At 66.3% G+C, this 22742-nt stretch carries 22 protein-coding genes; 1 reads left to right on the top strand and 21 read right to left on the bottom strand.

Annotated features, from left to right (window positions below):
• Nucleotides 1-3 precede the first annotated feature (3 nt).
• The 18 genes from ACYJP6_RS07965 to ACYJP6_RS07880 form a co-directional block, all read right to left on the bottom strand.
• Nucleotides 4-1236 (bottom strand): beta-ketoacyl-ACP synthase, encoded by a 1233-nt coding sequence (locus tag ACYJP6_RS07965; RefSeq protein ID WP_459474506.1) that lies wholly within the window; start codon nucleotides 1234-1236, stop codon nucleotides 4-6.
• On the bottom strand, nucleotides 1236-1973 hold the full coding sequence (gene fabG / locus ACYJP6_RS07960) for a 3-oxoacyl-ACP reductase FabG (RefSeq protein WP_459474505.1): 738 nt from the start codon (nucleotides 1971-1973) through the stop codon (nucleotides 1236-1238). The genes ACYJP6_RS07965 and fabG overlap by 1 nt, the downstream gene beginning before the upstream one ends.
• Nucleotides 1970-2419 carry an ApeP family dehydratase gene (locus ACYJP6_RS07955; protein ID WP_459474504.1) on the bottom strand — a complete coding sequence of 150 codons (450 nt, stop codon included), beginning with the start codon at nucleotides 2417-2419 and terminating at the stop codon, nucleotides 1970-1972. Before ACYJP6_RS07955 ends, fabG begins: the two co-directional genes overlap by 4 nt.
• The gene (locus ACYJP6_RS07950) at nucleotides 2416-3600 is read right to left on the bottom strand and encodes a beta-ketoacyl-[acyl-carrier-protein] synthase family protein (RefSeq protein ID WP_459474503.1); all 1185 of its coding nucleotides are present in this window, start codon (nucleotides 3598-3600) and stop codon (nucleotides 2416-2418) included. The genes ACYJP6_RS07955 and ACYJP6_RS07950 overlap by 4 nt, the downstream gene beginning before the upstream one ends.
• Nucleotides 3597-4097 (bottom strand): hypothetical protein, encoded by a 501-nt coding sequence (locus ACYJP6_RS07945; protein WP_459474502.1) that lies wholly within the window; start codon nucleotides 4095-4097, stop codon nucleotides 3597-3599. The genes ACYJP6_RS07950 and ACYJP6_RS07945 overlap by 4 nt, the downstream gene beginning before the upstream one ends.
• On the bottom strand, nucleotides 4094-5341 hold the full coding sequence (locus ACYJP6_RS07940) for an NAD(P)/FAD-dependent oxidoreductase (RefSeq protein WP_459474501.1): 1248 nt from the start codon (nucleotides 5339-5341) through the stop codon (nucleotides 4094-4096). Before ACYJP6_RS07940 ends, ACYJP6_RS07945 begins: the two co-directional genes overlap by 4 nt.
• Nucleotides 5334-7658, bottom strand: coding sequence for an MMPL family transporter (locus ACYJP6_RS07935; protein ID WP_459474499.1), 2325 nt, complete (start codon nucleotides 7656-7658; stop codon nucleotides 5334-5336). Before ACYJP6_RS07935 ends, ACYJP6_RS07940 begins: the two co-directional genes overlap by 8 nt.
• Nucleotides 7655-8239 (bottom strand): outer membrane lipoprotein carrier protein LolA, encoded by a 585-nt coding sequence (locus tag ACYJP6_RS07930; RefSeq protein ID WP_459474498.1) that lies wholly within the window; start codon nucleotides 8237-8239, stop codon nucleotides 7655-7657. The genes ACYJP6_RS07935 and ACYJP6_RS07930 overlap by 4 nt, the downstream gene beginning before the upstream one ends.
• Nucleotides 8227-8661 carry an acyl-CoA thioesterase gene (locus ACYJP6_RS07925; RefSeq protein WP_459474496.1) on the bottom strand — a complete coding sequence of 145 codons (435 nt, stop codon included), beginning with the start codon at nucleotides 8659-8661 and terminating at the stop codon, nucleotides 8227-8229. Before ACYJP6_RS07925 ends, ACYJP6_RS07930 begins: the two co-directional genes overlap by 13 nt.
• Nucleotides 8662-8690: 29 nt before the next feature.
• Nucleotides 8691-9611, bottom strand: a complete 921-nt coding sequence (locus tag ACYJP6_RS07920; RefSeq protein WP_459474495.1) for an LpxL/LpxP family acyltransferase — start codon at nucleotides 9609-9611, stop codon at nucleotides 8691-8693.
• Nucleotides 9608-10345, bottom strand: coding sequence for a glycosyltransferase family 2 protein (locus tag ACYJP6_RS07915; protein WP_459474494.1), 738 nt, complete (start codon nucleotides 10343-10345; stop codon nucleotides 9608-9610). Before ACYJP6_RS07915 ends, ACYJP6_RS07920 begins: the two co-directional genes overlap by 4 nt.
• A complete protein-coding gene (locus ACYJP6_RS07910) occupies nucleotides 10342-11988 on the bottom strand; it encodes an AMP-binding protein (protein ID WP_459474493.1) in 1647 nt (548 codons plus the stop codon). Before ACYJP6_RS07910 ends, ACYJP6_RS07915 begins: the two co-directional genes overlap by 4 nt.
• Nucleotides 11985-12557, bottom strand: coding sequence for a COG4648 family protein (locus ACYJP6_RS07905; protein ID WP_459474492.1), 573 nt, complete (start codon nucleotides 12555-12557; stop codon nucleotides 11985-11987). Before ACYJP6_RS07905 ends, ACYJP6_RS07910 begins: the two co-directional genes overlap by 4 nt.
• Before the next feature lie 10 nt (nucleotides 12558-12567).
• Entirely contained in the window at nucleotides 12568-12822 is a 255-nt protein-coding gene (locus ACYJP6_RS07900) for an acyl carrier protein (RefSeq protein ID WP_145006274.1), read from the bottom strand.
• Nucleotides 12823-12832: 10 nt separating this feature from the next.
• Nucleotides 12833-13093 (bottom strand): phosphopantetheine-binding protein, encoded by a 261-nt coding sequence (locus tag ACYJP6_RS07895; protein WP_145006276.1) that lies wholly within the window; start codon nucleotides 13091-13093, stop codon nucleotides 12833-12835.
• Nucleotides 13086-13853, bottom strand: coding sequence for a lysophospholipid acyltransferase family protein (locus ACYJP6_RS07890; protein ID WP_459474491.1), 768 nt, complete (start codon nucleotides 13851-13853; stop codon nucleotides 13086-13088). Before ACYJP6_RS07890 ends, ACYJP6_RS07895 begins: the two co-directional genes overlap by 8 nt.
• Entirely contained in the window at nucleotides 13850-14572 is a 723-nt protein-coding gene (locus ACYJP6_RS07885; protein ID WP_459474490.1) for a beta-ketoacyl synthase chain length factor, read from the bottom strand. Before ACYJP6_RS07885 ends, ACYJP6_RS07890 begins: the two co-directional genes overlap by 4 nt.
• A gap of 903 nt (nucleotides 14573-15475) precedes the next feature.
• Nucleotides 15476-16753 (bottom strand): MFS transporter, encoded by a 1278-nt coding sequence (locus ACYJP6_RS07880; protein ID WP_459474489.1) that lies wholly within the window; start codon nucleotides 16751-16753, stop codon nucleotides 15476-15478.
• A gap of 108 nt (nucleotides 16754-16861) precedes the next feature.
• Here ACYJP6_RS07880 and ACYJP6_RS07875 point away from each other — a divergent pair, with 108 nt between their 5' ends.
• Nucleotides 16862-17752, top strand: coding sequence for a LysR substrate-binding domain-containing protein (locus ACYJP6_RS07875; protein ID WP_459474488.1), 891 nt, complete (start codon nucleotides 16862-16864; stop codon nucleotides 17750-17752).
• Between the two features lie 39 nt (nucleotides 17753-17791).
• On the opposite strand, the gene ACYJP6_RS07870 is transcribed toward ACYJP6_RS07875, so the two are convergent.
• From ACYJP6_RS07870 to ACYJP6_RS07860, 3 genes are all read right to left on the bottom strand, one after another.
• Nucleotides 17792-19645 (bottom strand): AAA family ATPase, encoded by a 1854-nt coding sequence (locus ACYJP6_RS07870; protein ID WP_459474487.1) that lies wholly within the window; start codon nucleotides 19643-19645, stop codon nucleotides 17792-17794.
• Between the two features lie 28 nt (nucleotides 19646-19673).
• Nucleotides 19674-21518 carry a 3'-5' exonuclease gene (locus ACYJP6_RS07865; RefSeq protein ID WP_459474486.1) on the bottom strand — a complete coding sequence of 615 codons (1845 nt, stop codon included), beginning with the start codon at nucleotides 21516-21518 and terminating at the stop codon, nucleotides 19674-19676.
• Nucleotides 21519-22171: 653 nt separating this feature from the next.
• Nucleotides 22172-22564 (bottom strand): globin domain-containing protein, encoded by a 393-nt coding sequence (locus ACYJP6_RS07860; protein WP_459474484.1) that lies wholly within the window; start codon nucleotides 22562-22564, stop codon nucleotides 22172-22174.
• Between the last annotated feature and the right edge of the window lie 178 nt (nucleotides 22565-22742).

Raw genomic sequence — 22742 nt, 5'->3', positions numbered from 1 at the left:
GTATCAGGACCAGCGGCGGAAGATCAGCGAGGTGTTCACCCCGCCGAAGGCGAAGTTGTTGTTCATCACGAACTCGGTATTCAGCTGCCGCGGCGCGCCGCGCAGATAGTCCAGCTCGCCGCACTGGGGATCCAGGTCGTCGAGGTTGAGGGTGGGCACGAACAGCGCCTCGTTCATCATGGCGATGCTGAACCAGGATTCCAGGGCGCCGCAGGCGCCGAGAGTGTGGCCCAGGTAGCTCTTCTGCGAGCTGATGGGCATCCGCGCGCCGAACAGCGCCTGGGTGGCGCGGGTCTCGGCGATGTCGCCCTGCTCGGTGGCGGTGCCGTGGCCGTTGACGTAGCCGATGGCGTCCGGCGCCAGCCCGGCATCTTCCAGGGCCAGCTCCATGGCGCGCTGCATGGTGGCCTGCTCGGGGCGGGTGGAATGCTGGCCGTCGGCGTTGCTGCCGAAGCCGACGATCTCGGCGTGGATATGGGCGCCGCGGGCCAGGGCGTGCTCCAGCTCTTCCAGCACCAGGATGCCGGCGCCTTCGCCGATCACCAGGCCGTCGCGACTGCGGTCGTAGGGCCGCGGCGAGGTGTGGGGCGCGTCGTTGCGCAGGCTGGTGGCATAGAGGGTGTCGAAGACCATGGCCTCGCTGGGGCAGAGTTCTTCGGCGCCGCCGGCCAGCATCAGCGGCAGGCGCCCGAACTTGATCGCCTCGTAGGCATAGCCGATGCCCTGGCTGCCGCTGGTGCAGGCGCTGGAGGTGGGGATCAGCCGGCCCTTGAGGCCAAAGAACAGACTCAGGTTGGCGGCCGCCGTGTGCGGCATCATGCGCACATAGGTGTTGGCGTTGAGGCCCACCGCGGCGTCGCTGAGCAGCATGTTGGCTAGCGCCTTGATGTCGTCGGTGCTGCCGGTGGAGGAGCCGCAGGCCACGCCCATGCGGCCGTCGCTGATGCGCGGGTCATCCAGCAGCCCGGCATCGGTCAGCGCGCGTTCGCCAGCGGCCACCGCCAACTGAGAGACGCGACCCATGCTGCGCAGTTGCTTGCGGGTCCAGTGGCCCGGCACCTGGAAGTCGAGGATGGGTCCGCCCAGGCGGGTGTTCATCTCGCTGTAGCGGTCCCAGGCGTCCATGCGGCGGATGCCGCTCCGGTCGGCGAGGAAGTTGGCGCGGATGGTCGGCCAGTCACTGCCCAGGGCGGTGACGCCGGCCATCCCGGTGATCACGACGCGACGGCCGCCCATCAGCACAGTCCTCCGTTGACCGCCAGTACCTGGCGGGTGATGTAGCCGGCCTCCGGGGTGAGCAGGAAGGCCACGGCGTGGGCCACCTCCTCGGGAGTGCCCATGCGCCCGGCCGGGATCATCTCGAGGATCTTCTCCACCGGCACGTGTTCGTCGAGGATTTCGGTGTCGATCAGCCCCGGGGCGACGCAGTTGACGGTGATCTTGCGCTTGGCCAGCTCCACCGCCAGCGCCTTGGCAGCGCCGATCAGGCCGGCCTTGGAGGCGCTGTAGTTGACCTGGCCGCGATTGCCGATCAATCCGGAGACCGAGGTGATGCAGACGATGCGCCCCGGCGCGCGGCGGCGGATCATCGGCATGACCACCGGATGCAGCACGTTGTAGAAGCCGTCGAGGTTGGTGCGCAGGACCACGTCCCAGTCTTCGCCGGTCAGCGCCGGAAAGGCGCCGTCGCGGGTCAGGCCAGCGTTGCAGACCACCCCGTAGTAGCCGCCGTGGGCCTCGGTGTCGGCTTCCAGGATGGCGGCACAGGCGGCGCGGTCGCCGACGTCGAATTGCAGCACCCGCGCCGTGCGGCCCAGGGCCTCGACCTCGGCGCGCACGGCCTCGGCTTCCTCGCGGCGGCTGCGGCAGTGCAGCACCAGGTCATGGCCGGCGGCGGCCAGGCGCAGAGCGATGGCGCGGCCCAGGCCGCGGCTGGAACCGGTCACCAGGACCGGAGCGGGGGCGACGCTCATGGCGCGGGCTCCTCTAGATACAGATCCACCTGGGGTGGACGATAGACGTTCAGGCGGGCGCTGGCCTGGCAGCCAGGGCCCTGCAGGTGGCAGTCGAAGATGGCCATGCCATCGTCGTTTTCCAGCGCCGGCTGGGCGCGGATGCGCAATTCGCCGCCGGCGGGAAAGGCCGGCACGTCGCAGGTGAACTGGCGGGTGCCGAGCAGGAAGCCCAGGGCCGGGGCCTCGCCGCGCCGGCGGGCCTGGCAGCCGGCGAAGGCGGCCACGCTCTGGGCCATCAGCTCCACGCCGATCCAGGCCGGCAGGTCACCCTCGGCATCGGTGAAGAGGCCGGGGCGCACCACCAGGCGGGTCTCGATGCCCTGGTCGTCGCAGGCGAGGATCTCGTCGATCAGCAGCATGTCGCCGGCATGGGGCACCAGCTCGGCGAGGGGCCAGGGGATCATGGCGTGGCTCCGAGAATGAGGCTGACGTTGCTGCCGCCAAAGGCGAAGCTGTTGCTCATGGCGTGGCGGCGACCGTCCAGGCGGCTATCGGCATCCGTCAGCGCCAGGCGTGGCAGGGCCGGGTCGGGCTGGCCGTCCCAGCGCTGCGGCGGCAACTGGCCAGCGGGGTTGAAGGTCGGGTCCAGGGTCAGCCAGGCGAAGGCGGCTTCCAGGGCGCCGGCGGCGCCGAGGGTGTGGCCGGTCAGCGGCTTGGTCGAGGAGCAGGGCACCCCGGCCGGGAACACCGCCTGGGTGGCGTGGCTTTCCATGGCGTCGTTGTGTGGCGTAGCGGTGCCGTGCAGGTTGAGATAGCCGATGTCGCCCGCCTGCAGGCCACTGGCGCGCAGGGCCGCCTGCATGGCCTGGACGGCGCCGCGCCCGCTGGGATCGGGCGCGGAGATGTGGTGGGCATCGGAACTGGCGCCGCCGCCGAGCAGGGCGATGGGGCCGGGTTCGCGGGTCAGCAGGAACAGCGCCGCGCCCTCACCGATGTTGATGCCGCAGCGATTGACCGAGAAGGGATTGCACAGCGATTCGCTGACCGCTTCCAGGGCGGCGAAGCCGTTCAGGGTCAGGCCGCAGAGGCTGTCCACGCCACCGCAGAGCACGGCGTCGCAATGGCCCTGGACCAACAGCCGGCGGGCACTGAGCAGGGCACGGGCGCTGCTGGTGCAGGCGGTGGACAAGCCGTAGCAGGGGCCGCTCAGGCCCAGGTAGCGGGCGAGGAAATCGGCGGGTGCCACCAGCTCCTGCTGGGCGTACTGGTAGCCCTCGGGTAGCTGCCCGCTGCGCTGGTGCACGGCGATACCCAGGCTGGCCTCGTGGATGCCCGAGGTGCTGGTGCCCAGCACCACGCCGATGCGCGCGGGGCCATGGCGGTCGATGGCCTGGCGCACCTGCGGCTCGATCTCGCTCAGGGCCGCCAGCAGCAGCTGGTTATTGCGGCTGAAGAAGGGCGTCCACTCCGGGGGCCAGGCCGGTAGGGCGGTGGTGACGGTGCCCACCGGCGGCTGGCGCTCGGGAATCCAGCCCGGGGTCGGCTGCATGCCGGTCGTGTCACCGGCGAACAGGCCGCGGGCTACCTCGGCCTTGCCCTGGCCCAGGGCGCAGAGCAGGCCCAGGGCATTCAGGTAGGCGCTCAAGGCGCGGACTCCGGCAAGAGCGTCAGGCGATAGCGCGAGGCGTCCGGCGCCTCTAGCTCCAGCCGGTCGGCGGCGGGATAGCGCACCTGCCAGTCCTTGAGGGTGCGGCTGCCGTCGGCGGCCCTGTGCCAGTCGGCCGCGGCATAGGACCGTGGCAGCTGGTCGGCGGGGGTCATGGCGAACAGCAGCACGCTGAAGAAGGTGCGTGCCCGGGGATTGGGCGGCAGCAGGCCGTCGGCGTGCCAGGCACCGTCGACCAGCACCTGGCGGGCCTGGGGCACCCCGAGGGGATCGAACAGCGAAAAGCGCAGGGCCGCGCCCTCCGGCTGGATGGCCAGCAGCAGGGCGTCGTTGCCCTCGGCGGTCTGGCGTTCCACCTGGTAGACGAGGGCGTGCGTCAGCGGCGGCGGAGTGCTGGGCAGCGGCGGCTGGCTGGCGCAGGCGGCGAGCAGCAGCAGGCAGGCCAGCGCGAAGACGAAGGGACGGGGGAGGGTCATGCAGGGTGGACCGAATTCAGCTGGCAGAGCTCGACGAGCAGGCGCAGGCGCCGCCGGGGCTCCTTGACGAAGGGGTTGCGAACGTCCCAGGCGTAGCCGGCGAGAATGGCGCAGATCATGCGGCGGATCTCGGGATCGGCGTGTTCGAAATGGATGACATCCTGGAAGCTGCCATCGTACCAGCCCTCCACATAGGCACGGAACGTATCGACGCCCGCCTTGAGTGGCCGGGCGAATTCGGCCTCCCAGTCCACCGGCTCGCCGCGCAACTGGCGATCCACCAGGGGCGCGGCCAGGCTGGCGGAGCGCAGGGCGATGGTGACGCCCGAGGAAAACACCGGATCGAGAAACTCGGCGGCGTTGCCCAGCAGGGCGAAGCCGGGGCCGTGCAGTCGCTTGACGTTGGCGGCGTAGCCACCCAGTTCACGCACCGGGGTATCCCAGACCGCATTGTGCAGCACCCGGGCCAGACTCGGGGTCTCGGCGACCCAGTCGCGCAGACCGGTGGCGAGATCGGCGGCGCGTCCGGCATAGCGCTCGGCGGCGGCGACCACCCCGACCGAGGCGCGGCCGTCGCTGAAGGGGATGGTCCAGAACCAGACGTCGCGCCATGTCGGGTGGGTGGTGATGAGGATGCGCTGGCGGTCGAAGGCGGGATCGTCGATGCGATCCTCCACATGGGTGAAGAGCGCGCGGCGCACGGGGAAGTCGGACGGGGCTTCCAGGTCCAGCAGGCGTGGCAGCACCCGGCCGTAGCCACTGGCATCGAGCAGGAAGTCGGTGGTCAGCCGATAGGCCTGGCCGTCGTCGCCCTGTACCTCGATCCGAGTTTTCTCACCGCCTTCGCCCAGGGTCACCGCGGTCACGCGCTGGCCATAGCGGATCTCCACGCCCTGGCGTGCGGCGTCGTCGGCGAGGAGCTTGTCGAAGGGGCCGCGCTGGACCTGGAAGGTGCTGCGCCCGCCACTGTAGGTATCGCGGAAGTCGAAATCGGTATAGCGCTCGCCCCAGGCGAAGGCCGCGCCGACCTTGGTCTGGAATCCTGCGGCTTCGACGGCCGGCAGCATCCCGGCTTCCTCGATGAAGTCCAGACTGTGGGACAGCAGACTCTCGCCGATGGAAAAGCGCGGGAAGTGCTGGGCTTCCAAGGCCAGCACCGGATGGCCGCGACGCCTGAGCAGGGCGGCGACCACGGCACCGGCCGGCCCGGCGCCAATGACCACCAGGGGATGATGTTCAACCATGACGAAATTCCTTTTCGTGGGAGACGGGCGGCGAGGCCCAGGGTGCCAGCAGGAAACTGAACACCAGCCCCAGGCTGATGGCCAGGCCGAAGTTGGCGATGGCCGGGGTACTGCTGAGCATCAGCAGACCAAAGGATAGCCAGCTGCCGACGCCCGATAGCAGGCCACCGAGCAGACTCACCGCCGCGCCACCGATGGCCTCGTGCATGAGGATGGCGTAGTCCACGCCGATGGCGGTGATGAGCAGCAGGGCGAAGAGGCTGAACAGGGTCAGCGGCTGGCCCAGCCAGCCCAGGCAGGCCAGGGCCGCCAGGGCGGCCAGCAGCGGCAGGCAGACGATGCGCAGCGCCGCCCGGCGGCCGAAGGCCCAGAGCAGGAGCAGGAAGATGGCGCCCGAGGCCAGCAGCTTGAGTTCCACTGCCAGGCGCTGGGTATGGACGAACAGCCCGCTCAATTCGCCCAGGCGGTCCACCAGCTGCACGCCGGGCAGGCCGTCGGCCACCCGTTGCAGCACCTGGGCGTTGCCCAGGCCTTGCAGGCTGACCAGGCCGGCCGCGCCGCCGTCGCTTGTGCGGCCCAGCCAGAGCGGGCGCCAGGGTTCGCCCAAGGGGCCGGCCAGGGCCTGGTCGAGCGTCACGTCGGGCAGCTGTTGCAGTCGTTTCAGCTCCGCCTGCAAGGCCTCGGCGGGAATGCCGACGGCCAGCAGGGGTTGCAGGCGCTCGCTCCAGCCGGCCAGGGCCTGACGCAGTTCCGCCTGGGCGGCAGCGGGCGCTACCAGGCCGCTCAGGGCGCGATAACCCTGTAGCTGACCCGCCTGGACCAATCCCTCCAGGCGCTGGCCCAGGGCGCTCTGGCGCTGCAGCACCTCGTCGGCATCCGCGCCGCGAACCAGGAAGAACTGGCTGGTGGGTTGCAGGCCGGTGAGGCGGGCGATGTCCTGGGCTTCCCGGGTCAGCGCCGGGTCCTGGCCGAGCCAGAGGCGCAGGTCGTTCTGGGTGTGTAGCTGCCAGGCACCGGCACCGCAAAAGGCCAGCAACGCCAGGAGCAGCGGCAGGCTGCCGGTGCGGGCCAGCAGGCGCAGGCGCAGGTCCAGCAGGCGCTGCATGAGGCGCAGCGGCGCGGCCGGGGGCGCCAGGTCCAGGCGGCGCCACCAGGCCGGCAACAGGCAGACGGTGGTGAGGTAGGCGCCGATCAGGCCGGCGGCGGAAAACACCGCCACCTGGGTCAGCGCCGGAAAGGGCGTGCAGGCCAGCGCCAGATAACCGAGCAGGTTGGTGGCCAGGCTGAGGGACAGACCGGGCAGGGTCTCGCGCAGGATGGCCTCGGCGTCCCAGGGGCCGCCCTTCCAGCTCTTGCTGAGATAGTGCAGCGGATAGTCGGCGGCCACCCCGGTCAGGCTGGCGCCAAGGATCAGGGTGAGGGCGTTGATCTGGCCGAACAAGAGCACGCAGGCGGCGCTGCCAGCCAGCAGGGCCACGCCCACCGCCAGCAGGCTGAGCAGTACCCGCCAGCGGCGGAACAGCCCCAAGAGCAGGGCCAGGGTGCCCAGGGTGGCGAGGCCACCGATCAGCGACATCTCGCGACTGGCGGTGGCCTGGCCGGCGGCGGCATATCTCAGGCCGCTGGCGGCCAGCAACTGACCGCCGTCGGCCACCACCTCGCGGCGGGCGGCCTCGATCAGGGCTTCCACCTGCGGCGGGGCATCGAAGTCGAAGGCATCGGCGCGGGTGCGGGCGCGGATCAGCGCCCAGGTCAGGCCGTCGCCCTGGGCCAGCAGCAGACCGCTGCCGGCGTCGAAGTCGACCTTGCTGGCCGGGGTGAGCTGGCGCTGCACCAACAGGCCGAGGCCGAACCAATCCTGCTCCAGGGGCAGGGCGCCGGCGCCAGCGAAGGGATCGAAGAGGGCCGCGGCGCGGGCTTGCAGATAGGCGTCGGGCGTCTTGAGCAACTCGTCGCGCGCTGGCGCCGGTGCCAGCGCCAGGCGACTGGCCAGGAGTTGCCGGCGCAGGCCGGGCAGGTCAGGGGTGAGTTGCCACTGCACCCTTTCGAACAGCGGCTCCCGCGACCAGGCCTGGCCCAGACGCTCGGCCAGGGCCGGCAGTCGCTCGCGCTGGGGATGGCCCACCAGCAGCAGCACCTCGCGGTTGAGCGGCTCGGCCATGCGCGCCTCGGCTTGCAGGGTGAGGGCATCGCCGGCGCCCTGGGGCAGGAGCGCCAGCAGGTCGGCTGCCACCGGCGGGCCATGCCGCCACTGCCAGGCGCTGAGCGCCAGCAGGGCGAGCAGGAACAGCAGGAAGGGGCGCTGCAGGCGGATCACTGGAAGGCCGCGCGCTGATCGGCGCTCACGGCGTCGCTGGCCTGGCCGTCGAGGGTGAGCAGGCTGCGGTCGCCCTGGGTCTCGCGGATTTCCACCTGCTCCACCAGGGCCCTGCCCTGGATACGGATGCCATCGAACACCTGCTTGAGCAGGGCGCCGCGCGGGGTCAGGCGCAGTTGCCAGTGACTGGCGTCACCGCTCAGGGCCAGCTCGAAGTCGCGCTCCAGGCCGCTGCGATCGCCGCCGAGCACGGCGAGGAACAGGGCACTCTGGCGGGCGGCCAGGTCGCTGCCAGGCAACGGCGTCCAGCCGGCCGGCGTCTGCTTGGCGATGGCGCCGGGGGTGATGCGATAGGTCTGCGCCAGGGGTTTTTCCAGCCGCCAGAGCAGGCCCAGGCCGCGCGCCAGGGTGAAGTGGCCGCTGCTGGTCAGCGGCTGCGGCAGGGCGCGCAGATAGCGTTGCTGGACGAAGCTGCCCGCGACCACCGTCGGCCGCGCCAGTTGGGTGGCCAGGTCGTCGAGGTCGAAGGCCTGGGCCAGGGGCGCGGCCAGCGCGAGTAGCAGAGCGATCAGCTTGCGCATGCCAGGGCCCTCTCCACGGCGTCGACGAAGACCCGGGGCGAAGCCAGCTGCATCTCGCGGCTGCCCAGGTCCACGGCCACCTGCACGGTGCTGGCGCGGGTCAGGCGTTCGCCGGTGGCGGCGTCGCTGATCAGGTAATGGAGCTTGAGGCGGTTCTCCCATTCCACTAGGTCGACCCGCACGCGGATGCGCTGTTGGAACAGCAGCGGACGGATGTAGCGGATCTGCAGGTCGATCACCGGCCAGCCATAGCCGGAATCGCGCATCTGCAGGTAGTTGTGCTGGAGACGGTCGAGCAGGGCGCAGCGCGCCACCTCCAGGTACTTCACATAATGGCCGTGCCAGACGATCTCCATCATGTCGACGTCGAAGAAGGGGATGTCGATCTCCACCTCGACCTGCAGGGCACCGGTCTTACGCATGGCGCCTCCAGCAACTGTTTCGACCAGCCTCAAGCTTCATGGCGACTCCAGAAGGGATAGAAATTGAACCACTGCCGTGGGGCCTTCAGGCAATGGGCGGCGAGGCGCTCAGCATAGGCCTGGGCCAGGCCCTGGATACCGGCGGCGCGCTCCTGGCGGCGCCAGGCCGGCGCCGGGGCGAAGTCTTCCAGGTAGAGGTGGTAGCCGTCGGCTTCGCGCAGGCAGAACAGCAGGTTGGTCGGGCAGCGCAACAGGTGGGCCAGCAGCCAGGGGCCCTGGGGAAAGGGCGCCGGGGCGCCGAGGAAATCCACTGTGACGGTGCGCCCGCCGTGCAGCGGCACCCGGTCGCCGGCGATGGCCAGCCATTCGCCACGCTCCAGGCGCTCGCTCAGCTGCAGCATCACCGCCGGGTCCAGTTCGCTGACCTGGATCAGCCGCAGGTCGCTGGCGCCGGCTTCTTCCAGCAGGCGATTGAAGGCCTCGGCGTGGCGAGTGTGCACCAGCACATTGAGCCGTACCCGCCGCCCCAGCTGGGCCAGGGCACGGCAGACCTCCAGGTTGCCCAGGTGGGCGGTGACCAGGATTTCGCCGCGCGGCCCGTGCATGCGGCTGTGCACCTGATCCTCATCGTGCAAGCGCACCTGATCCAGGCCGAGGCGACCGTTCCAGGCGTCGAGCTTGTCCAGCAGGGCCTCGGCGAAGGCCATGAACTGGGCATAGCCGCTGCGCCAGCTGGGCTGCAAATCGGAGCGACCGCTCCAGTCTGCCAGGCGCTGCTGGTACTCGCGGATGCCACGGCGGGCGCGAGCGCCGAACAGGAAGAAATACAGCACGATCAGCCGCAGCAGCGGCGCGATGGCACGGCGACCCAGGTGGCGCGCCAGCCAGGCGGTGAGGCGCATCAGCAAGGGGCTGCCGCGCTCGCGCTGTTGCGCCCAGTGGCCGTTCATCGACGCACCCGCCGCCAGAGCAGGCGCGGCGCGCGCAGGAGCATGCCAAAGAACAGCCGGGTGTGCATGCGCGAGATCAGCACGTTGTCCTGCCAGAGGCGAAAGTGCGAGCGGCCATCCAGTGGATAGTGCACCCGGGTCGGGCGCCAGCGCATCGGCTGGTCGCGCCAGGCCAGGCGCACCAGGATCTCCGGGTCGAAATCCATGCGCTTGCCCAGGCCACCGGCGCGGATCACCGCCAGGGTCGGCGCCAGCGGATAGACGCGAAAGCCGCACATGCTGTCGCGGATCTTGAGCGACAGACTATTGATCCAGACCCAGACATGGGTGAGGTAGCGGGCATAGAGCCGGCCCTTGGGTACCGAGTCGTCGAAGCGCGGATAGCCGCAGATCAGCGCGTCTGGATGCGCCTGGGCCTCGGCGAGGAAGGCGGCCACGTCGTCGAGGTCGTGCTGGCCGTCGGCATCCACCTGCAGGGCATGGCTGAAGCCCAGCCGTTGCGCCTCGGCGAGCCCCGCCATCACCGCGCCGCCCTTGCCCTGGTTGACCGGCAGGCGCAGCAGGTGGATGTCGGGTTGCTCTGCCAGCGCGTCCATCACCTGGGCGCAGGCGGGGCTGGAGGCGTCGTCCACCAGCACGCAGGGCAGGGCGCGCTGGCGCAGCGCCTGGACCACCAACGGCAGGGCGTGCTCGTGGTCGAACACCGGGATCACCGCGCAGGCCCGAAAGCTCAAGACCGCACCTCCTTGAGCAGGATGCGCCCGGAGGAACAGGCTGCCTCGCCCTGGCGAAAGGCGAAGTGCAGCTTGCTGCGGGCGGCGTCGAAGTGAAAGGTCAGGGTCACCCGATCACCAGGTCGCAGCAACTGTTGGAACTTGAGCACTTCCATGCCGGCGAAGTCGGCGGGCAGCTTCAGGTGCTGGCGGGCCAGGCGCTGGGCCCAGCCGACCTGCACCACCCCCGGCACCACCGGCGCCGTAGGGAAGTGGCCGGAAAAGAACGCCAGGTCCGGGGCGACTGCCAATTCCAGGCGCCAGCCGTCTGCCGTCCGTTCGACGCTCAGTGGCTCGATCTCCACCGGCCGTGGCTGGGCCAGCAGCCGCTCCACCTCGGCCTGGGCCAGCTTGCCCTGGGCGCTATAAGGCAGCGCCAGCAGCAGCCGCCAGCGGCGCGGCAGGGCGATGGCTTCGCAGTGGCCGACCAGGTGTTCGCGCAGCTCGGCCACCAGGGCGCGGCGACCGCCGTTGCGTAGCTGGTGCAGCCCGTGCTCGGTGAGGGCGACCAGGGCACCGAGCAGGGCGCGACCCTGGTGCACCACGCCCAGGCGTACGTCGGCGATGGCCGGGTGGCCGAGCAGGCGCTCTTCCAGGGCCGGCAGGGCGATGCGCTTTTCTTCGAGCTTGACGATGCGATCCAGGCGCCCGAGCAGCTCGAAGCGCCCGTCGCCCAGTAGTTGCACCTCATCCATGGTCTGCTCGCGCAGGCCTAGGGGCAGATAGGGCGAGGTCAGCCAGAGGGCGCCCTCGCCATCCTGGCCCAGCTCGAGGTCGGCAAAGGCCTGCCAGGGTTGCGGGCCTTGGCGCCAGGCGATGCCGCCGGTCTCGGAGCTGCCATAGACCTCGGTGGGATAACGATCGAAGCGCTGCTGACAGGCCTTGGCGGCCGCACCCGGCAGCACGCCGCCAGAAGAGAATACCCGCACCACCTGGCCGAGGACGGCGTCGTCGAGATTCTCACCCAGGCGCTTGAGCAGCGCCGGACTGCTGATCCATACCGCCCGCTGGCCTTCGCGCAGCAGGGCGGCGGTCTCGCGCTGCAATTCCTCGGTGAAGGGCAGCGCCTGGCGGGCGAAGGGACGCCCGGCGCAGAGCGGCCAGAGCACGCGGAACAGCAGGCCATAGATGTGCTGGGTGGAGACGCTGCCGAGGATGGTGGCGTCGCCGAGGGACTCACCCCACAGCCACTCCAGGGCCGCCACCTCGTTGGCCAGCTGGAACAGCTGCTTGGCGATCAGCTTGGGTTCACCGCTGGAGCCCGAGGTGCTCAGGGTCAGCAGCGGCGCCTGCAGATCGAGCGCGGCCGGTGCCAAAGGCGCCGTGGCTTCCCAGTCGCTGAGATGGTCCAGCCAGGCATCCAGGGTCGGGGCCAGCCGGGCGCGGGTAGCGGGCTGGGCGTCGGCCGGCAGGATCACCTCGACCCCGGCGCGCCAGGCGCCGAGCAGGGCGCAGGCCAGGTCTTCGGCGTCGTCCAGGTGCAGCGCCAGGCGCTGGAGTCCAGCCGCCTGGAAGGCCGCTGCCAGGCGTAGGGCGCGCTGTTGCAGGACGGCATCCAGGGGGCTCGCGGGGCCGAGCAGGTCGGCCAGGGGCGTGAACTTCATGGCTGCCTCCGTACGCGCTGGCGGATCAGCCATTCGCCGGCGAATAGCAGGCCCATCAGCCCGTAGGCGATCACGCCGGTATAGAGCGTCCACCAGGCCAGCGGCGCCCAGAGCGCCAGGGCGGCGGCGGTCGCGGCATTGAACAGGAAGAACAGGCACCAGACCTGGGTCACCCGGCGGGTGTAGCGCACCGCGCGCGGCGGCAGCTCGGGTTCGCGCAGCCGCGCCAGCCGCTCGATCACCGGCTGGCCGCGCAACAGGCTCAGGCCGAACAGCGCCAGCAGGAACAGGCTGAGCAGCACCGGATACCAGCGCAGGAGCACGGCGGCGTCGCTCAGGGCCAGCAGCAGGCAGAAGCCGAGGGCGACCAGGGCGGTGCTGCGCTGCAGGCCATTGAGGCCGGGTTGCAGCAGGCGCAAGCCCCAGAGGGCGCCGAGGCCGGCGGCGAACAGCCGTGGCGAGAGGTGCTGCAGGCCGAAATAGACGGCGAAGGGATAGGCCAGGCCGAGCAGGAGCAGCAGGGCACCGGCGACCAGGCCCAGGGGTGAGCGGGAAGGCAGGGCACTCATAAGCGGCGGATCAGGCTTCCGCTTGGCTGATGCGATGGACGGCCTCGACCACGTCGCCCACGGTGCGCACCTGGCGGAACTGCTCGGCGGCGATCTTGTGGCCGGTCTGGCGGCGCAGGTGGTCGATCAGGTCGACGGCGTCGATGCTGTCGATCTCCAGGTCCTCGTAGAGATTGGCGTCCAGGGTCACGCGCTCGGGTTCCAGCTCGAACAGCTCGACCAGGGCGTTGCGCAGGGTGTCGAAGATGGCGTCACGGGTTTGCATGGCGATCTCCTCAGGCGGCGCGCTGGGCGGCGACGAAGGCCGCGAGGGCGTTGACGTTGGCGAAGTGGGTGCGGGTGTCCTTGGCTTCGGCGTCAATGCGGATGCCATAGCGCTTCTGGATCGCCAGGCCCAGTTCCAGGGCATCCACCGAATCCAGGCCCAGGCCGTCGCCGAACAGGGTCTGGTCGTCGCCGATGTCGTCGACGGTGACGTCCTCGAGGCCGAGCGCCTCGATGATCAGGCTTTTGAGCTCGAGGTTGAGGTCAGTCATGGTTGCCGGTTTCCTTCAGGTAGAGCTGGTGCAGCTGGTCGTTGAGTTCACGCGACGCCAGCGGCAACGGCCGCCCGGCGAAGGTGGTGGGATCGATGTCGGCGCCGACCTCCAGCTGGAAGTCGAAGCGCCGCGCGGGAATGCGATACCAGGGCGTGGCCTTGGTCAGGGTGCTGGGCACCACGCGGATGATCACCGGGGTGATGCAGCGGGCGCCGCGCAGGGCGATGGCCGCGGCGCCGCGGTGGAAGCGCGGCGGCTCGCCAGGGGTGGTGCGGGTGCCCTCGGGAAAGACGATCAGCGTCTGGCCTTCGCGCAGGGCGTCGGCGGCTTCGTCGAGCATCTCGGCGCTGCCGTTGTTGCTGATGTAGCCGGCGGCCTGGATCTGCCGCTTGAGATAGGGATTCTGCCAGAGGCCCTGCTTGACCACGCAATTGGCGTCGGGCACCAGGCCGATGAGCACCACCACGTCGATCAGCGAGGGGTGGTTGGCAATGATCAGCTGCCCGGGCCGCCCCAGGCGCTCGCGGCCCTGGATGCTCAGCTTCATCACCCGGGTCAGCACCATGAAGGCGATGAAGGAGCGGAACAGCCGGGCGTTGGCGCGCCGGGCGCGCTGGCGACGGCGCAGGGCATCCCCGGGCAGGGCCAGCAGGACGGGCAGGATCAGCAATCGGAAGACCAGGGCACCGCACCCGAACACCACGAAATTCAGCCCCGTGGCCAACAACCGGTAGCCATGGTCGAGCCGGCCGCTCACCCGCAGGCCTCCGCCTGCCACTGCCAGCCTCGGCCGGCATGGGCGTGGTGCAGGGCACCCCGGCTTTCCAGCAGGCGCAGCAGTTGCAGGGCATGGGGCCAGGCGCTGCCCGCGGCTGCCGCGGGCGCCGGCATGCCTTGCAGGCTGCAGTCGCTACCGGGCGTGAGCAGCAGGCCGACCGCATAGGGAAAGGGCACGTCGTCGATCTGCGGGGCATAGAGGACCGGCGGCGCTTCCTCGGCGATCACCACCAGGACGCCAGTGGCGCCTTCGGCCAACAGGGTGCAGGCCTCCAGCACGGCGTGTTCGAGGCCGTCCCGGCCGGTCGCCAGGGCATTCATCTCGCTGTGATCGCCGCGCAGGATCGACCACTGGCCGATGATGGCGTTGTGCACCGAGAGGCTGAACTGGGTGGGGGAGAGGGGCTCGCCGCGGGCCAGTTCCTGGAGGATGGCCAGGGTGCGCGGGGTCTCGCCGTGGCGCGAGGCGAAGATCAGCGGCAGCGGCGCGCCATGGGCGTCCGCCAGCGGCCAGGCCACCTGGAAGGTCATCCGCGCCAGGCGGCTGAGGCGACGGCGCTGCATGGCGGGTAGGAAGCTGGCATCGGGCTGGCTGCCGTCGTCCGCCGGGCTCCAGGGCGCGGCGCACCACTGCTGCCAGGCGGCCTGGTCGACGAGACCAGGCGCCCAGGCGCGCCAATCGCTAATCTGGAAATGCATCTTCACGGCTGAATCTACCCCGGAGCCTGCGTGCTTGCCGTTTCATCTATCCCTGATGAGCAGGGTATTGCAGCATTCGGCGGGCATTATCCAAGCGGCTCCCACCCTAGGCAAACATTTGTCCGCTTGTTGCGACAGGGTGGCGGTGGCGCGCCTGGATTCAGAAACAGGCTAGCGCGATGGGTAGGCGAAGGCGCCCGGCAAGGGCGTGAAACGCCGCTCCGCGCGACGAGCGGCAATTGGGCGGGGAATTGATGGCCGGGGCTGCGATGAAACAGTAGGTTGGGCTGAGACAGCTCCATCGTCGAAGCCCAACATGGGCGGCGCCCCTAGACCGGGTCCGTTGGGCTTCGCGGCGCTCAGCCCAACCTACGGTGACCCGCCATGGCCGCAATGGGCCGTAGATTGGGTTGAGACGGCTCCATCGTCGAAGCCCAACATGGGCGGCACCCCTAGCCAGGATCTATTGGGCTTCGCGGCGCTCAGCCCAACCTACGATGACCCGCCATGGCCGCAATGGGCCGTAGGTTGGGTTGAGACGGCTCCATCGTCGAAGCCCAACATGGGCGGCACCCCTAGGCCAGGTCTGTTGGGCTTCGCGGCGCTCAGCCCAACCTACGATGACCCACCATGGCCGCAATGAGTCGTAGGTTGGGTTGAGACAGCTCCATCGTCGAAGCCCAACATGGGCGGCGCCCCTAGACCGGGTCCGTTGGGCTTCGCGGCGCTCAGCCCAACCTACGATGACCCACCATGGCCGCAATGAGTCGTAGGTTGGGTTGAGACAGCTCCATCGTCGAAGCCCAACATGGGTGGCACCCCTAGCCAGGATCTGTTGAGCTTCGCGGCGCTCAGCCCAACCTACGGTGGCCCATCGTTGTCGCGCTAAGCCACACCGTGCCTTCAAGCCGCTGGCAGCGGCTGCAACCTGGACAGCCGCACGGCCACCGCCAGGGCGCCTAGCAGCAGGGCGCCGATGAACAGGCCGACGCCGGTCCAGCCGCCCAGGTGCCAGCAGAAGCCACCCAGGGTGCCGGCCACGCTGGAGCCGGCGTAGTAGCTGAACAGATAGAGCGACGAGGCTTGGCCACGGGCCTGGCGGGCGCGGCGGCCGACCCAGCTGCTGGCCACCGAATGGGCGCCGAAGAAGCCGAAGGTGAACAGCAGCATGCCCGGCAGCACCAGCCACAGGGGGGTGAACAGGGTCAGAAGCAGGCCGGCGAGCTTGAGCACGATGGCCGCCGCGAACACCCGCCGCCGGCCGAAGCGGTCGGCCAGGCTGCCGAACTTGGCCGAGCTGTAGATGCCGGCGAGGTACACCAGCGACAGCACGCCGATCCAGGCCTGGCTCAGGTGGTAGGGCTCGCCCAGCAGGCGATAGCCGATGTAGTTGAACAGGGTGACGAAGGCCCCCATCAGCAGGAAGGCCTCCAGGAACAGCCAGGGCAGGCCGGCATCGCGAAAGTGCAGGGCATAGCCGGCGAGCAGGCTGCGCGGCCGCAAGGGCCGCGGCTGGAAACGCCGGGAGGCCGGCAGGCTGCGCTTGAACAGCACCGCCGCCACCAGGGCCAGGACGCCCAGGGCGCCCAGGGCGATGCGCCAGGAGACGAAGTCCACCAGGACCCCGCTGATCACCCGGCCTGACATCCCGCCCAGGGCATTGCCACTGATATAGAGGCCCATGGCATAGCCCAGGTGCTCGGGATGCACCTCCTCGGCCAGATAGGTCATGGCCACCGCCGCCACGCCCGCCAGTGACAGCCCGACCAGGGCGCGGGTCACCAGGATGCCGTCCCAGGTGGGCATCAGGGCGCTGGCCAGGGTGAAGGCTCCGGCGGCGAACAGCGCATAGACCATCACCGACTTGCGTCCTATGGCATCGGAAATCGGCCCGGTCACCAGCAGGCCGCAGGCCATCAGCCCGGTCGCCAGGGACAGCGACAGGCTGCTGGCCGCCGCCGTGAGGCCGAAGTCCTGGGAAAAGATCGGCATCAGCGGCTGCACGCAATAGAGCAGGGCGAAGGTGGCGAAGCCGCCGCAGAACAGCGCCAGGGCGGTGCGCAGGAATTGCGGCGTACCCTTTTCGATGAAGGCGTCCGGCTCGTGTTGCGCCTCGTTGGCGGCAGGCCGGGATTCGAGCGGAGAGGACGGCGGCGGAGCGGACGACCGGGACGTGTTCACGGATACCTCAGGGACAGGTCTGACGTCTTCACCCTAGGCTGGTGGCTGCCATATATCCAATATATTGTCCGTCTCGATTGATATGTTCTGCGACTCAATGAGGGCGGCATGGAATTACGACACCTAAGGTACTTCGTGGCGGTGGCCGAGGAACTGCATTTCGGCCGCGCCGCCGAGCGCCTGAACATCTCTCAGCCACCGCTCAGCCAGCAGATCCAGGCCTTGGAAGCCGAGCTGGGCACCCGGCTGCTGGAGCGCACCAACAGACGCGTCGCCCTGACCGAGGCCGGCCGGCTGTTTCTCGATGAAGCCCGCCAGCTGCTCGCGGCCAGCGAACGCGCCGCAGAACGCGTCCGCCGCGCCGGGCGGGGCGAGACCGGACAGCTGCAGGTGGGCTTCAGCGCCTCCTCACCCTTCGTCGCCACCATCCCCAAGACGCTGTTCGCCTATCGCCGCGCCTATCCCGAGGTACGGCTGCAACTGCAGGAGATGAGCAGCCGCGAGCAGATCGACGCCATGCTCGCCGGCAACCTGCAGATCGGCCTGATCCGCCCCATCGAATTGCCCGACAGCCTGGTGGCGGTCGAACTCTTCCGCGAACCCCTTGTGGTGGCGTTGCGGCACGACCATCCCCTGGCCCAGCAGGGCAGCGCCCCGCTACCCCTGGCCGCCCTGGCCGCCGAGCCCTTCGTCTACTTCCCGCGCAGCTTCGGCACCGGCCTTTACGAACAGCTCCACACCCTCGCCGCCCGTGCCGGCTTCGTCCCGCGCATCGTCCAGGAGGCCAGCGAAGTCCTCATCATCCTCGGCCTGGTCGCCGCCGGCCTCGGCGTCACCGTGCTGCCCGCCACCTACCAGCGCACCCAAATGGAAGGGCTGGTGTATCGGGAGTTGGACGATCCCGAGGCGACCTCGGCGGTGTGGTTGCTCAGGCGCCGGGATGAGGTATCGCCGCAGGCGGAGGCGTTTGTGGGGTTGTTGATGAAATCCGTTTCATAGTCTTAATTGGTTGGCACTTTCTTGTTGATGTCACTAACTTTAACGGCTGTTTAGTACTAGTTTGATTTTGTCGAAAATCAGTTGAAACTCTTTAAAGCATATGTCTTTACAGAAATCAGGGTTGTCAAGAATAAGTGAAGCAAATCTTGACTTTGAGTGTATCCAGTTTGTATCGCCCAAATTGGCGTCGTAAATCTTCTTCTTTTTTTCGATATCCTGCCTCGGTGCTTCTAGTTTTATTATTTCGGACTCGGAACGGTCATGAGCAGAGTGTTGTATGGCTATTTCATTGTCAAAGTATAGCCTCTTGCCATCGTGCTCTTTTTTTAAATCTTTGTCTGAATAGTAGAATTCAATGGAAATATTTTCGTAGTTTTCTCTTCCTGCGGGTATAGGCAGGCAAAAAGCATAAACATTGTTCCCTAAATTTTTAAATCCAGTGTCGCTTTCAAATTTCTTTACTATTCTGTAAACGTCTCTGTCAAATATGCCTATAACAGGTTTTTTTTGAGGGACTTTAGATAATTGATCTAAAAGTGACTCTAATTTGGAGTCTCCCCAGCTGGTGGGGGATTCAAAATAGGTTAAGTCGTCTTTTATTTGGAGTTCCGATGCGGCTTTTTTTATGTGCTGGATGTCTGTTTTTCCTTCGGTTACTATAAGTGGAATGTTGTTTGATGCTGCTTGTTCTTGGAGTTCTTGATATAGTGATCTGAATTTTTCATTTTCCCCAAGCATCATTTCGTACACTTCGGAGTATAGCTCGTTCATGGTCGGATCATGATAAATCCCGTAGTTTTCGAGATCTATAATCTTTGATCTTTTTTGCGTGTACTCAGCTAGTCCCATTGAAAAGAATGGCGAGTGAGAGCTGAGTATAAATTGCACATTTGGGAAGATTGTTATTAGCTTAGGTAGAGCTTCTCTTTGAAGTTTAATGTGTAAATGTTTGTCTATTTCATCAATTAGGATGACTCCTTCTATTTTTTCTAGTCGGATATTTTGTTCAATGTTGTCTGCGTGTCGTAGGATTTCTCCAAACAAACATAGTAACGCTGATTCGCCTGATGAGAGATTAAATATTGTAGGGTAAATTCCTTTGCTTGATTCTGCTTCTAAAACCTGGATTCTAGTCCGGCCGTAGCCTCTTGGGCCTATACCAAATCTAAGTTTTTCTTTGGATTTCCCACTTAGGGTGAGGGTAAGAAGGTTGTTTATGTTTTGGAATAGTATGCTGTCCTTTGAATCGTATTGCATGTCTAGTACAATATCCATCAGCCAATTGGTAAATGCAGGAAGCCCACTAATAACTTCAATGGGGTTTTTCATGCTACCTTTAATTGAGCTTTTGGTTTTAAAATTTAGTTTGAAGTCGTATGTGTCATTTATGTATCCTGGTCTTTCGTAGCGATAAGCTGGGAAATAGGTGCAAAGATTTTTCTCAAATATGTCTGTTATGTCATCTTTTTCGGTCGTTGATTTGCGTGAATGTTTTCTGCTTTCTATTTCGCCTTGCAAGTTGCTATAAGGTATTTTGTTTTCTATCGGAATGGCGTTATATTCGGCTTCTGCCATTTCCCCGATAATATTTACGTGATCTACTGTTTTTTGATTGATTTTGGCTCTTAGATAAAACACGGACGCTTTGTTCGTGTTGAGATTGTCAAGTTGTGAGACTAGTCGATAGTAATCGCCCTCGCGGTCTTTAAATTCATAATCGTAATGTGACTTGGCAAATTCATGAATTGCATCTACTATGTGGCTTAGGACGGTTGTTTTCCCCCTTCCATTTGCAGCTGACAGTATGGCGACATCATTTTTTTCTAGGTTGATATCAAGTAGATCGAAGGGGGCTCTGTTCTCAAAGTATATGCGTTCTATAAAAAAGCTCATGTTTTCTCCAGTTTTTCTTTAGTGGTTTTTAATCTTGTAAGATGCTTTTAATCTCTTTTGAAAATTTTGAGGCTTCTTGATACGTCATCACCAACCGATCAATCGCCCGCGTCATCGCCACATACAGCAACCTCGCCTCATCCGCTTCCGGCTCGCCCTGCTTGGGCATTTCCCCTAGCCCCGGAATCAATACCAAGCCGAATTCCAGCCCCTTGCTGGAGTGCATGCTGACGATCTTCACGCTGTCTTCTTCGTCGTATAGTTGGCCGCGGCCCTTGTTGCTGGCACCGGAGCGGTAGGGGATGGCGACCTTCTGGAGTTCGTATTCGGCCTGGTAGGCCTGGCTGCTGCTGCGATAGAGGATGGCCATGTCGCTGAGTGGGCGGCCATTGGCCTGTTCGTCGCGGATACGGGCGATGAGCAAGTCCCACTCTTCGCGGTCGTTGCCGCACTGGATGAGTTCGGGGAAGGGGCCGCGGCGGCCGGCGCTTTCCGGGGCGATCAGGGGCACGCCGTCCTCGCTGGCGTCGCGGCTGGTGAGCAGCTCGGTGGCGAAGGCGCGGGCGACGGCGAGGATCTCCACCGTGTTGCGGTAGTTGAGCTTGAGGATGGTGGTGCGGCCCTGGGCCTGGATGCCGACGCTGGCGAAGCTGAAGTCCAGCGCCTTCTTGCCGCCCTTGCCACGGTAGATGGCCTGGGCGTCGTCATAGAGCACCAACAGCGACTGGGTGCTCGGGTCGACCATCTGCACCACCAGCTTGAACCACTCGGGGGCGAAGTCATGGCCTTCGTCGATCAGCACGGCGCTGTATTGGCCGCGAGGAATCTGGCCGCGGTCGACGGCATCGATGGTGTGCTCGACGAGCTGCGTCGCGTAGCGATCCGCCGACGGACTCCACTTGGGTTTGTCGGCGTTGTAGGTCGTGAGGATCTCCGAGCACCAGCCGTGGAAGTGCTGCACCACCACCCGCTCGCCCAGGCCTTTTTGCTCGATCACCTGGCGCAGCCGGCCGGCCAGGGATTTGTTGTAGCAGAGCACCAGGATGGGTTTGACCGAGACCTTGGCCAGGTGGGCGCAGCGATAGCCGAGGATCATGGTCTTGCCGCTGCCGGCGGCGCCGTGGATGACGCGGTGGCCGTCGCCCAGGGAGCGGGCCAGTTGTTCCTGCTGCAGGTCCATGACCTTGATCAAGCTGGGCAGCGGCGCGTCGGTGGCGTCGAACAGGCCGAATTGACCGGGCTGGCTGTTGACCCGCACCTCGGGGTAGAGGTGATACCGCACCCGGTCGATCTGAGGCAGGCTGAGGGCACAGGGAAAGACGTGGGGGAACATGTCCCAGAGGCGCTGCTGGAAGGCTTCCGGGTCGGCGGCTTCGGTCATCTCGTCCTGGAACAGCACCCGCTGCGGATCGAGGATGTCGGCCAGATCGGTCTGCTCGAACTGGCGGCGGGTGATGCCGGTGAGCACCACGCCCCAGCCCCAGGGCATGATCAGCTGGCCCGGATGGGGCGAACCGGCGCTCTGGCGCAGCAGTGGATCCTTCTTCAGCAGCAGGTCGACTTCGAGGATGTAGGAGCGGGCTTGCAGCAGGGGATTGGCGACGGTCTTGAGGCCATCCTGGGTATGCAGCCGCACCTTACCGTGAGTGACGGATTCCAGGGTGGCCAGCTTCCAGTCCTTGACCTCCAGCACCAGGATGCCGCGCCGAGGATGGAGCACGACAAAGTCCGGATAGCGGGCCTTGGGGCCGACCGGGACGTTGCTCCAGCAGAGGTAATCGTCTTCGAGCAGTTTTTCCAGGCGCTCGGCGAAGCGGCGCTCACCGGGCGTATCGAACTGGCATTGGCTGCGAGCGGGGAAAAAGCGGGCCATCGGTCATCCATTCCGAGGTACGGGCAGGACGGCTTGAACCGAGACCTGGCGCACAAAAATCCTTTCGTCATACGTTAGCCAGGCGAGCGAAGCGGGTAAAGCCGGGCAGGGCGGTTCGTGGGCGACTGGGCGAGTTGGCCGACCGATGGTGGCTGGCAGTTGGCCGGTATCGGGTGCTGTTGGGTTGGGTAATGAAGCTGTCTGGGTTGGGTTTGCCCTCACCCCGGCCCTCTCCCTGAGGGAAAGGGGGTGGTTGGGTGGAGTGCTTTGGGTTGTTGGGCTTCGACGGTGGAACCGTCTCAGCCCAACCTAGGGGATTGGTTTGCCCTCACCTCGGCCCTCTCCCTGAGGGAGAGGGGGTGGTTGGGTGGAGTGCTTTGGGTTGTTGGGCTTCGACGGTGGAACCGTCTCAGCCCAACCTAGGGGATTGGTTTGCCCTCACCCCGGCCCTCTCCCTGAGGGAAAGGGAGTGGTTAGGTGGAGTGCTTTGGGTTGTTGGGCTTCGACGATGGAACCGTCTCAGCCCAACCTACGGGATTGGTTTGCCCTCACCCCGGCCCTCTCCCTGGGGAGAGGGCGTTTGGGGCGGGTAGGGTCAGTGGGGGGCGTAGGTTGGGCTGAGCGCAGCGAAGCCCAACAGGGCCCAGCCTCGCTCAATAATAACTGCGCATCACCGCGATCCCGGCTTCCAGCACTTCACGCCATTCCTGGCGCAAGGCCGCGTCGAAGTCCGGATCGTGCTGGGCGAGGGTGGCGAGCAAGCAGTCGACCCAGCCTTCGTAGAGTTCGGGGCCTATGTCCAATCGCACGCGGCAGTGGCTTTCGCCCAGCTGGCGCAGCCTGGTAGCCGGCATGCCGCGCGCGACCAGAAGCAGGTTCATGATGCCGTGGCGCAGCAGGCGTTGCTGCGCGGCCATGTCGGTGTGCACGAATTTCTCCCGTACCCGTGGCGAGCTGGCCAGGAAGCGCTGGTAGAAGTCATCGAAGAAGGCGGGGCTGGCGCAGCAGCGTCCGTAGCTCAGCATCACGTTCTGGGCCGGCAGCATGCGGATTCCTGGGACACGAAACCAGGCAGCCTGCCGGAACGGCCAAGGTGGGCTCTTGACCTCGGTCAAGGCCGTGGTGCTCGCCGCTCAGTGGCCTGAAACATTTTGAACCAATTCACGGGGCGCATTCTCTACCCTAAGCGCAGCGGAAGCCGAGAAACCCCTACTCCAGAGGGGC

The sequence above is a fragment of the Pseudomonas sp. No.117 genome (assembly GCF_054558395.1).
The sequence above is the reverse complement of the archived record's forward strand: the minus strand, read 5'-3'. Positions and strand labels throughout refer to the sequence as shown.